The organism is Gelidibacter sp., from assembly GCF_035515035.1.
In the GTDB taxonomy this organism is placed as follows: domain Bacteria; phylum Bacteroidota; class Bacteroidia; order Flavobacteriales; family Flavobacteriaceae; genus Gelidibacter.
Genome location: NZ_DATJCA010000051.1, coordinates 1 through 12,320, shown reverse-complemented (window position 1 = coordinate 12,320; position 12,320 = coordinate 1). Strand labels below are relative to the sequence as shown.

General features: G+C 40.0%; 5 protein-coding genes. 3 read left to right on the top strand and 2 right to left on the bottom strand.

What is annotated here, in order from left to right:
* Positions 1-7,511 (bottom strand): GH36-type glycosyl hydrolase domain-containing protein (locus VLZ86_RS04510; protein ID WP_325449177.1); only part of this gene is annotated, 7,511 nt, incomplete at its 3' end.
* A gap of 350 nt (positions 7,512-7,861) precedes the next feature.
* Here VLZ86_RS04510 and VLZ86_RS04505 point away from each other — a divergent pair.
* Together VLZ86_RS04505 and VLZ86_RS04500 are read left to right on the top strand one after the other, a co-directional pair.
* Positions 7,862-8,068, top strand: coding sequence for a dodecin family protein (locus VLZ86_RS04505; RefSeq protein ID WP_325449175.1), 207 nt, complete (start codon positions 7,862-7,864; stop codon positions 8,066-8,068).
* A gap of 478 nt (positions 8,069-8,546) precedes the next feature.
* The gene (locus VLZ86_RS04500) at positions 8,547-8,948 is read left to right on the top strand and encodes a DUF2784 family protein (RefSeq protein WP_325449173.1); all 402 of its coding nucleotides are present in this window, start codon (positions 8,547-8,549) and stop codon (positions 8,946-8,948) included.
* 109 nt (positions 8,949-9,057) lie between these two features.
* On the opposite strand, the gene VLZ86_RS04495 is transcribed toward VLZ86_RS04500, so the two are convergent.
* Positions 9,058-10,218, bottom strand: a complete 1,161-nt coding sequence (locus tag VLZ86_RS04495) for an RtcB family protein (RefSeq protein WP_325449171.1) — start codon at positions 10,216-10,218, stop codon at positions 9,058-9,060.
* A 483-nt stretch (positions 10,219-10,701) separates the two neighbouring features.
* Here VLZ86_RS04495 and ftsH point away from each other — a divergent pair.
* Positions 10,702-12,320 (top strand): ATP-dependent zinc metalloprotease FtsH (gene ftsH, locus VLZ86_RS04490; RefSeq protein ID WP_325449169.1); only part of this gene is annotated, 1,619 nt, incomplete at its 3' end.

Here is a 12,320-nt window from a genome sequence, read left to right as displayed (position 1 = left end):
GGCAACCATAACAAATCATCAGAACAATTGGTACGCACGCCCCTACCTTCCGGTGGATGCCACCAATGCTGCACATCACCTTCTTCAAACTGACGGGAAGCATTTAGAAGAATTTGCTCTCTGGCCAATTCTGGTTTATTGTGCAATAAGGACAGCACATCCTGAATCTGATCCCTGAAACCAAAGGCACCTCCAGATTGATAAAAGCCACTACGGGCAAACAATCTGGAAGCTATGGTTTGATAAGTGAGCCATCCATTGGCCAGAAGATTTAAAGCCTCATCCGGAGTCTGAACCTGCACCGTAGTGACGATTTCATTCCAGTAAGTTTTAACCTCATCAAAAGACTGCTTAACGGTAGTCAAGTCTGAAAAATCTTGGATTAGCTTAAGGGCCGCTTCTGTATTTTCACCATTGCCAATCACAAAAACAAGTTCTCTTTCTTCTCCTGCCAGCAATTCAAATTTACCTTGCAGCCCGGCGCAAGTGTCATGTCCGGCACCAATTCTTCCTCTTAAGTCTTGGTGTTGCATCGCCTGAGGATTGGACAGACTTCTATTCCGCCCAATAAATTTAGATCGGTCGGTGGTATAACTATAAGAATTTATTCCAATAATTTTGAAAAATGCCACACGATTGGCAAATGCATAATTGTACCTATTTCTAAAGAACAAAGCTCTGTTTTGCGTATCATGTTCTGAAAGGATATGCATATTGGTTTTAGAGCGCACATTGCCTAAAATAATTTCTAAATATCCTGTAACCGATAGTTTTCGAGAGCGTTCTGATTTATTTTTTATAGTAAGCACTACAAACTTAAGGGGTGCTTCCTTGTCCACAAACACATTCATTTTGGAAGCTATGCCGTTTTCTATATGCTCAAAATTAGTATAACCAAAACCATGCGTCGTGATATAATTTGTTTCACTTTTTATGGGGAAAGGTGCTGGTGACCAAAATAATCCACTTTCTTCATCCCGCAGATAAAATGCTTCCCCACTGCCATCCATCACGGGATCATTTTGCCAGGGCGTCATGCGATATTCATGTGCATTTACTGCCCACGTGTAGGCTGACCCACTTTCAGAAACCACAGTCCCAATAGTCTCATTTGCAATGACATTCACCCAAGGTGCTGGGGTGATGACTTCATTATCACTTAAGATTTTATATTCTTTCCCATCGGACGTAAAACCGCCTGTGCCATTGAAATACTTAAGGCCTGACGGCAGCACTGCATTTTCAAGGCTTATATTTTTGGGAGCTTTGGCTGTAATCTCCAATAATGGAGATGATCCCGTTTCTGTGTAAAGTCCTGCTATTTGCTCCGATAAGGTGCCATTATTATCGGTGATAATTATCTTGGCAACACTTTCAAATAAGATACGATCCTCCACCGAAATTTGATCGGTTGATTTTACATATATCTTTCCGGGAACATGACCAGTTAAAGTGTTCACAGCGGAAATCATGTTTAAGATCTGATCCTGTAATTCATCGCGGTAAGTACCATGATCCTCATTCCAGATGACAAGATCTACGGTCAATCCCTTTAATTGCCAATACCCGTGCGCTTTGACCATTTGCGTAACCAAATCGAGGTTTTTCATATCAAATATCTGAAGCAATACAATCGGAAAATCTCCCGAAACCGAATGGCTCCAAAGTCCGGACTGACCTCTGAAATTACTCTTGATTACTGCCTCAGCGCCTCGTAAGGCAGGATTTGAATAAATTATTGAAGATGCCAATTTTCCGAATATTTGGGCATCTGCTTCTGTTGCATCAATCTGTCTTAATAAAACCTGGCTATGGGTCCAGGAAAGATCCAACGCACGTTTTTTAAGATTCTTATCTCGATATTTATGCATGAGCGCTTCACTTTCTTGACGACTTTCACAAATGCCATAGATAAGGTCAATGGTAGCCGTGCTGTAAGGCTCAATGGTTATACGACACTTTGTAGACATTACAGGATCTAAAACGGCACCTTGATTACCTGCTAATTTACCAACATCAATGGCCTGCGGATCAGCTAAGGTTCTTCCTCTACCAATAAATTTCATACGGTCAGTTTCAAAGGAAACCTCTTCTACTTTTGCACCGTAGGCATCCATTAAATGGAAAAAATGGGGTGGCACTTCATTTTTAGACCGGGGTCTTCTTGTACCAAATATCGCATTGTATTCTGGCTGTATTTCGGTTTGAACAAACAGGTTGCTGAATGCCGGATGTGCCTCATCAGAGGCCTGCGTGGCCAAAACAAGTTCAGTATAACTGGTGATTTCTAGAACTTTTGGAGCCTGTGATCTATTTGTAATCCTAATTTTTCTTATTTCAACGTTATCTTCAGGAGACACCACAATTTGGGTTTTGGTTTCAAATCCAAAATCTCGTCTGTAAAACTCGATGGTGCCCTGAGAAAATATCGCCTCATAGTTTTTGGAAGGTTGAAGAGTTGGATGGTAGGTATTGGACCAGAAGTTTCCACTATCCACATCTTTTATATAACAAAAGATCCCATAATTATCTTTTATGGCATCTTCTCGCCATCTGGTGACGGCTAAATCTTTCCAACGACTGTATCCGCCTCCTGAATTGCTGACCATGACCTGATAATTCCCATTACTAAGTAATTGCAATTCTGGGATGATCGTATTTGGCGTGGCTATAATTCTTAATTGCGCTTCTGCCCCTGTAGTGTGAATATCAGCGACTTTAGCAGTATGTGCATAAAAAATAGATTTCTTTGGAATGCGCTCCTGCAAAAGCAATAAGGTCGCTTGAAAACGCAACTCTGCAGCAAATCGATTTTGCATGGGTTTGTTGAGCAACACATAGGCAAACGATAAGAATCCCATCCCTTGGTGGTGGGCCATAAAGGAATTGATGACCACATGATCTTGGCCACGTGGCAGTCGTGATTTGGTATAATCAATAGCCTCAAAAAAGCCATATTCTCCTTCAAAACCTTTCTCGTATAAAACTTTTAAATTAGAGGCTGCTTTTTTAGGAGCAACCATTAAAGCCAACATGCTGGCGTACGGCGCGATGACAAGATCATCCTCCAACCCTCGTTTTAATCCCAATCCGGGCACACCAAAAGCTTGGTATTGATAATTAAGACTGGTATCGACATTGTTGTAGCCCGATTCAGAAATGCCCCAAGGCACATCACGTTTTTTAGCATATTCTATCTGCCGCTTTACCATGGCAATATTGGTGGCATGCAATAAGGTGTTTTCATAAGTTGGCATGACCAATTGCGGCATCAAATATTCGAACATTGAACCACTCCAGGATAATAGGACCGGTCCGTTTTTCGAATCGGTAAGCAATCGCCCCAAGGAAAACCAACTTTCCTGAGGCAACATCCCTTGTGCAATCCCCACAAAAATACCCATCCTTGCTTCTGAAGCGAGCATATCGTAATAGCTGTCATCTCTTCTGAGTTCATCCACATTATAGCCAATCGAAAGATGGCTCCTGTCCTTGTCTAACAGAAATTCGTAATCTACAATGCTCAACTGTTCCAGCTGCTCCGCCAGTTCTTCAAAATAGCTGAGTTTTTCAGGAATCTCAACATTTGCGGATTTTAAAGCAGTTTCTAAGTTGATCAGCCATTCCTTATCCGTTCCATCACTTGTTTCTTTTTTGTAATGATCAATTTGTTTAGTCAAATAATCATTCATGTCGAAAAGACAAGCAAGCGTCTGATTCACATCCAGTTGGGACAGACTGGAAAATTCTTTGGGAATTGGCAATAGATTCAACCATGGAACCTGCAGGTAAAGATCTTCCCGAATGTTTGCAATTTGATTTTTTAACTTATGTATCCATTTCCCGCTCTCCGACGTCTCATCATATGTGCTAATTTTCGTGCTAAGCGCTAAAAGGTCATCTAAATTCCTTTTGATTTCTGACAATGAATTATTTTTATCACGAATGACAGGAATTAGAAAATTTTCGATTTCATCGATAGTTTCGTCCCTTTCCTCTTTCAACAAATCTTGTATGATCCCTACCGTAGCGTAAAGACCAGTATAACTTTCCATATTGAAAATCAGATTGGATTTACAGGCTAAAATGCCTTGTCGCAAAATAAGTAGATGGCTTACCAAATTTCCACTGTCCACTGTAGATACATAGGCCGGTCTCATAACCGCTAAGGAAGGTGTTTCATACCAATTGTAAAAATGGCCTTTATACCGTTCCATTTTATATAGCGTTTCGATGGTATTGCTACATCTTAAAACCATTTCCGTCATGGTAATATATCCAAAATCGTAGGCGGTCAGATTGGAGAGCAACGAGAGCCCGATGTTGGTAGGTGAGGTCCGGTGCGCAATTACGGGGTTTGGATGTTGTTGGAAATTATCAGGCGGAAGCCAGTTGTCTCCTTCAGTCACAAATTGTTCAAAAAAGCTCCAGGTCTTTCTTGCCGATTTATGAAGAAACACCTTTTGGGTCTTGGTAAGATTGGGAGCTTCTTCTTTTTCCGTTTGACTTAATCGCCATGCAATGGAAGGGGAAATAAACCATAGGATAAGAATAGGAATGGAAACAAAAAAGGCGGGTGAGTTTGAGCTTAAAAATAGGATAAGGCAAAGAAACGCCAATACGGGACCAATCCACATTTTTCTATAAATGAACAAAATACTGTCTTTTGATTGACGTGACGCGGTGGCAGATGGTGTCCATTCCAATAGCTTTCTACCGGTGCCAATCATTCTCCAATTGGTTAAGAGGATGGCGTGTGTAAAACGGTACGCTTCATATGGCAATACTGCAATCCCAAATATAAAACGCAATAATACTTCCCTAACCGAACCTCCTACTTCGGAAACATGCGCTTTAAAATCTAAATCTTCCGGACGGCGGAATAGCTCCAAAAACGCTGCCGCCATGACCGGTAATAATATAATTATGGTCACGGCAAGAGTCCAAAACCAGGGTTTAGGTAGGACGGACCAACCCAGTACAAAAATTAAGAGAAGTGAAATGGGCAAGACACTTCTGCGCAGATTATCGACGATTTTCCAACGGGATAAAAGTGATAATTTATTCCGGACCCATTCTCCATGTTTATCCCGTGCAAATGGTAAAATCCACGCTGCTATCTGCCAATCTCCTCGGATCCAACGATGTTGGCGCTTGATATCCGCTTCATAATTTGAGGGGTTGGTTTCATACAGTAGCACATCGCTCAATAAACCGGAGCGGACGTAACATCCTTCCAATAAATCATGACTGAGGATGCGATTTTTCGGAAAACGATCGCCCAATACTTTTTCAAAAACATCCAGATCGTAGATGCCCTTTCCAATGAAAGATCCTTCATGAAAAATATCCTGATAAACGTCAGAAGAAGCACGGGTATACGGATCTATCCCTTTCATATCGCCCTGTAAACGCAAATAAAGAGACGTTTTCCCTTTCGGAAAATCGGAAGCTACCCTGGGTTGTAAAATTCCATAGCCCTCAACGACGCGATTTTTTGTCTCATCATATATGGCATGGTTTAATGGATGTGCCATAGTGGCTATCATTTTCCAGGCGGCCTCTCTTGGAAGTTGCGTATCAGAATCGAGCGTAATGATGTATTTGATATTTTTTAAAACCCCGTAGTCACCCACAATTCGGCTAAAATCCTTTCTATCTTCACCTCGCAATAGCTCATTTAAGGCAGAAAGTTTACCTCTTTTTCGCTCGTATCCCATCCATTTGCCTTCGGTCGGGTTCCAAAGTCGTGGCCTATGAAAAAGGTAAAAAATATCCGGTTGTCCAGATTCGTTGTATTTCTCATTTAATTGCTGAATTCTTTCACTCACCAAATTAAGAAATGCACGGTCAGTTGGTTTGGTTTCTGAATCTGCATCCGTGAAATCCGTTAACAGACTAAAGTGTAAGTTTTTTTCGCGGTTTGCCAAAAAGTGAATCTCAAGGGCTTCTACATCCGCTTCAATATCATTTTTGCTTGACAGCATTGTGGGTATGGTAACAAGGGTACGATATTTAACGGGAATCCCTTTTGAGAAATCCATTCTTGGTAAGATTTTGGGCTTTATCCAAATCGTGGCCAACCAATTGGTAAACGTAATAGCTAAATGCGCAGTACCTGTCATGGATAATAGCGCCACGAGAATCAAAAATGGCCAATTAAAATCGCCGTGTTTCCAGGCTATTGAAAACATCCAAAAAGCACTCGCGAAAGTAAGAAGCGTGATTAAGGAAAGGTAAATAAAAACAGGTCTTTTCTCCATGAAACTGGTCAGACTTTGTTTCAAATTAAAACGCATCTTGCACGCTATTTTTAATTGTTCAAAACCTTTATCAATGAGGTAATAACCCACATGTTTCTCCCGTATCGATCCATCTGACAGTTCTGGCCTTTTCGTTAAATCAATAGTTTTTTCAGCGATTTCACTTTCAGAAAGAGAGCTCTTAGATGCAATGGATTCAATGACGTGACGGTATCTGTCCCGAGTGGCAAAATCCAATTGGGAATAAATGCCGGTGGGGTCTTTACGCAATATTTGCTCAACAATACTTGAGGCTTCTACAAATTTACGCCAGTCGGTGGAACCAATGAATCTCAAGGTACCAATACTGTTTTTAACAGATACCTGATCTGCTGCCTGTTTTTGATTTTCATGCCAAATCAGGTCAGGTGCAGTTAATCCTTGCTTGGTCAATTGCTGCTCCAACCAGTTAAGAGGTAACGCAAGAACTGGACCTTTTCCTTGGAGCTTTTGAGTAAATCTCGCCACAAATGGACTATTTAAAATAGGCTTGGATCTCGCCATCTTTGCAATGGTCAAAATCAGATCTGCAGGTTCTTCCTTTATGGTTTCGATCATCCGATCACTCCAATAATCTGCTATATTATTGTCAATCATATCGAGTGCTGTTTTTTCAGCAATCCTTCTAAGGTTTTCGATAATGGCGAGTTTCATCATAATGGGAATGGCCCATAACTCACCAAGGGTCAGAATTTTTTCTGATTGGTAAGACAACATGCAAGCCTTAAGGCCTTTTGAGTCAATAAGACCGTCACTATGCGAAATTATTTCAAGAGCGATATCATAAACCCGAGGCATCCCGCTAGAGTTGCCATTTGACAGATAAGGCAAGCCTTCGCCATATTTCTTTGGTAAGTGTTTTTTGGCAGTAACAATTTGCTCTTCAATTAAATAAAAATTATCCAAAAGCCATTCTGCTGCAGGTGTTATTGCCTTTCCGGACTGAATGCTTTCCACCAACAGGTTACGCACCTCAATCAGGATTTTTTCATTGCCATCCAATCTTTTTAAAAGCCTATCGCTCCGTTTGCCTTCTAGAAGTTGATGAGATCGTGCCACTGCACAGGCATGGGCTTTCATTTGATCTAAATTGTATAATTCAGAACGTATGGGAGCTGCGGCAGTGGAATTCAAAAAGGAATCACCTTTTTGAAAATAGTCGCGCATACGAGATAGCATTTCGAAAACGGTTGTGCTTTTAACTTTCATATTCAAGTGATTTTAATTTGCAGAAGTGGAAAATATAAGATAGTCATAATATTTGCAATAATGTGTTAACCTTTAAACGGAATCTAAGTGTGTGTGAGTTATGATCCTTTTCAAACACGTATTATTGATATTGAATTTCATATTGTAAGAGATACCATAGGATCGATAACCAACTCGGCATGGTTTGGAAGATCATTTAGGAGATACGACATCCAAAAGTACCGCTACAATAATGGCTTCCAAATGATGCCGGTCAGTTGAACAGGATTCTTTTGCCTGACCTAGGTCATTTCGTAAGAGACATGTTCTCAGTATTTTTGCTCTGTTATTAATAATTTAAATTAGATATTATGGAAATTTTAAAAGTGATTGAAATTATGGGGAACTCTAAAACGAGTTTCGAAGATGCAATTAAAAATGTCGTCAAGGAAGCCTCAAAAACAGTAAAGAACATTAAATCTGTTACTGTAAAACATATGCAAGTAACGGTTGATAACAATCAAGTGAATGAATATCGAGTCACCACTAAGGTGAGCTTCACTATTATAAAAGAGTAATTATAAATTTTTCGTTCTTGGTTTAGATTTGGGATAATGAAGATTCCTAAAAGAAGATTAAAAAATCTTATCTTTTAGGAATCTTTTTATTTATGAATATTTCAGTTTTAATTTGACAGATTAAACACGACTAAATAATTGATAAATAAGTATCTCAACTAAATCATTATGGAATAAGCTGGCATTTTTTACCCAATTCTATTAGACGGAACAGCCAGACAGATGTTCTGTGGTTTTTTTTGAAACAAGAGTGAGACTCTGATGTAGTCGTGAAATAAAAAGGGACATATTTTCTCACGACCTTTCTAGGATGGCATCAGTAAAAACAGGCCGGTCATTGGATCCGTGATCCCGATTGATATCAGCAGGTGTCAAATTTTTAAATGAAAATTGAATTTAAGTACAAACTCAGTTTATGCGAAGTCGAGTGTTTTATTCCCATTTAAAAGAAAATGATTGTTAAATTCTGCAAATTGATATGAACGATTTTGGATTACATAGCGCCAATTTCATTTTTTATGTAATGCATACGGGATTAATTATTTTCAACCTGTTTGGGTGGCTCCATCCCAAATTGCGAAAGCTCAACCTGATTTCCTTGTTGGTGACCTTTGGCTCATGGTTTCTACTGGGACTTTGGAAAGGATGGGGTTACTGCTTTTTGACTGATTGGCACTATCAGGTGCTAAGATCCTTGGGAAAAACAAATATGCCATCGAGCTATATCGCATTTCTGGTCCAAAAATTAACCGGTTGGTTGCCCAATACTAATTTGGTAGATGCACTCACGGTGGGTTTGGCACTATTGGCGTTACTGGGTTCGCTTTGGGTAAATATTCGTCATCATAAACCTAAAAAAAGGGACAAGTCTAAATCATAAACACGGCTTAAAATTTTGATTGATTTGGACGGGTATTTTATTTTCCGATCTTCATTTTACAAATACGTTTGGATCATTAACAACACTTGAAAATTGATTGTTGATCCTATTAGCCCTTTATAACCGCCAGTGGTTGCAACTTGATTTGCACTTCCACTAAAGCCTCTTGGTTGGCCATCACCTCATTAATATCCTTATAGGAACTTGGTGCTTCGTCCAAATCGCCTTTGTGCCGGATGGCATGCAGGATGCCTTGATCTGTAAGGAATTTTTTTTCTTCTTTTAGATCAAGGTTTCGACGAGCCGCTGCCCTACTCATTAATCTTCCGGCGCCGTGAGAACAGGATTCGAACGAATTGGTGTTTCCCTTTCCTTTTACCAGAAAGGAATGGGTCCCTTGAGAACCAGGAATCATTCCCCACTCGTCCTTTCTAGCCCGAGTTGCCCCTTTACGATGTACGATAACCTGCTCCCCGAAATGTTCTTCCAAGGCCGCAAAATTGTGGGGTTTATTAATGAAATGCGAAAATTCAACCTCAGGGATAATTTCCTCAAAGGCCAATTTTGTCCGCTCCATCATCAGTTTTCGGTTTGCCAATGCAAAATCGATGCAGTAGTTCATTTCATTCCAATACAGATCGAAATACTCAGAATCTTCTGGAATAAATGACAAATCTTTTGGAACTTGCTGATCCAGAGCTTTGCTTTTCTCCTTAGCGATAGTATTATAATGGTTGGCCACGGTAAAACCGATGTTTCTGGAACCGGAATGGATCATGATCCAAATATGGCCATCAGATCCTTTTTGTATTTCAATAAAATGGTTACCTCCACCTAAAGTACCAATCTGATGTAGCGCACTTTCATACTCTTGCTCGACAATAGGTAAATTTCCTTGTTTCTCAGGCATCCAAGATTCCTCTTGACGGCTCTCATGGCGGTTGAAACCAACTGGCACGGTTTTTCTTATAATGGTCATGATCGCCTTCAAATCAGGTGTCTCGAGGTCGGTTAAATTTGTTCGTAACGAACACATCCCACAACCAATATCCACCCCAACAGCATTTGGAACCACAGCTCCTTTGGTGGCTAAGATGGCACCTATGGGCATCCCGTAACCTAAATGAGTATCTGGCATGATGGCAATATGCTTAAAGGCAAAAGGCAGATTGGCAAGATCACGGGCTTGAGCTAAAGCCCCCTCTTCTATCTGATCTTCTTCCAACCATAATTTTATAGGTATTTTTTCTGTTGTGATGACCGCTTTCATATCTCTTATATTTCTTCTTGAGGTTCTTATATTTACTTGTTTACTAACTTAGAGTTTTATTTCAAGTTTTGCAATGACCCAGATCAGCCCCATCAAATGTCTCAACCCTAAAATCCATCAACAAATTCAAAATCGATAATTTTAAGATTTTTATCTGAAAGAAAAACACACTAAGTTACACTTCATTTTTGGTTAGAAAACCTATATCTGGGTGGTTAATTTGTCATTGCTATGTACTTTTTAAAGAGGTATTTTGTAATTTAGGATAAAAAACGGGGATGACCGAAGTCATTTCATTCCTACCAATCAATCGGTAACTTTGTCGAGATTCAAACCTATCCTAATTGTAAAAAACAAACGCTCTAACTCGAGATGATTCTAAAGACTTTCAAACTAGTGGAATGTACATAATTCTGTAGTTCGAAAATTTCCTTACGGGAAAAAAGTCATACCTTATTAATGGTTTAATTAAATACAGAAAAAGTGAAAAGAAAAAAAGATCATAGTAAAGACAAAAAACCCAACTTTTTTAATATTTATTGGTTTTATGGGCTAGTATTAGGTTTTCTAGCAATCACTTTTTTCCTCAATCCCATTTCCGATACTAAGGAGATTACCATGTTACAGTTTGAACAGACGATGTTGAGTCAAGGTGATGTTCAAAAAATAGTGGTCGTCAATAAAGAAACCGCAGAGATTTATATAAAACCCGACCGGCTTACCGACAAGAAATTTAAAGATATCTCTGAAAATGCACACGCGCAATCGGGACCTCAATATATTATAAAAATAGGTTCTATAGAAAGTTTTGAAAACAAACTCGATAAAGCTCAAGAAGATATGCCGCTCAACGAAAAGGTAGGCGTTCAATATGAAGATCGGTACCACTGGACCGAGAGTATTTCATGGCTTCTACCATTCTTGATTATCGTACTTTTTTGGATCTTTATTTTGCGTAGAATGCGCATGGGTGGAATGGGCGGTTCCATGATGAATTTCGGAAAATCTACTGCAAAATTATCAAACATAGACACCAAAAGTAAAGTGACATTTGATGAGGTGGCTGGATTGAAAGAAGCCAAAGTTGAAATCATGGAAGTTGTCGATTTCCTTAAAAACCCTGAAGAGTATATTAAACTGGGGGCGAAAATTCCAAAAGGCATATTACTCACGGGCCCTCCAGGAACTGGTAAAACACTGTTGGCAAAAGCTGTTGCCGGAGAGGCCCAAGTACCTTTCTTTTCCTTATCGGGATCAGAATTTGTGGAAATGTTTGTAGGCGTAGGCGCATCTAGAGTAAGAGATTTATTTAAACAAGCAAAGGAGAAAGCACCCAGCATTATATTTATCGACGAAATTGATGCCGTGGGTCGTAGTCGCGACCAGACCAAATCGTTTCAATCCAATGATGAAAGGGAAAACACCTTAAACCAATTATTGGCCGAGCTGGATGGTTTTGGCGCCAATACAGGTGTGATCGTCTTAGCCGCCACTAACCGGGTAGACATCTTGGATAAAGCCCTATTACGAGCGGGAAGGTTTGACCGCCATATCTATCTTGAATTGCCGACAAAAATAGAACGGAAAGAAATCTTCAATGTGCATCTAAAACCTTTAAAAATAGATGACACCGTAGACGTCAATTTATTGGCCTCCTTAACTCCAGGCTTTTCGGGAGCAGACATTGCGAATATTTGTAACGAAGCGGCATTATTGGCCGCACGAAATAAGAAGCCATTGATTAGCCAGACCGATTTTACCCAAGCTCGCGACCGTGTGGTTGGCGGCTTAGAAAGAAGTAGTAAGATTATTTCCCCAAAAGAAAAAAGGATAGTCGCCTATCACGAAGCCGGTCATGCCGTTACAAGTTGGCATCTCAAAAATGTAGATTCCTTGGTCAAAGTATCCATTATCCCAAGGGGTAAATCGTTGGGTGCTGCATGGTACCTACCGGAAGAGCGCCATATTATTACCAAACCCCAATTTATGGATCAACTATGTGCACTGCTCGGTGGTCGTGCTGCTGAGGAAGTTATCCTTAATGAAATATCCTCTGGAGCTCTCGACGACTTGGAAAAGGTGACTAAACAAGCTTATGGAAT

Excerpts from the sequence above, each read along its gene's own strand:
- VLZ86_RS04505 (WP_325449175.1), top strand. The coding sequence starts at position 7,862 with ATGGAAATTTTAAAAGTGATTGAAATTATGGGGAACTCTAAAACGAGT.
- VLZ86_RS04500 (WP_325449173.1), top strand. The coding sequence starts at position 8,547 with ATGAACGATTTTGGATTACATAGCGCCAATTTCATTTTTTATGTAATG.
- VLZ86_RS04495 (WP_325449171.1), bottom strand. The coding sequence starts at position 10,218 with ATGAAAGCGGTCATCACAACAGAAAAAATACCTATAAAATTATGGTTG.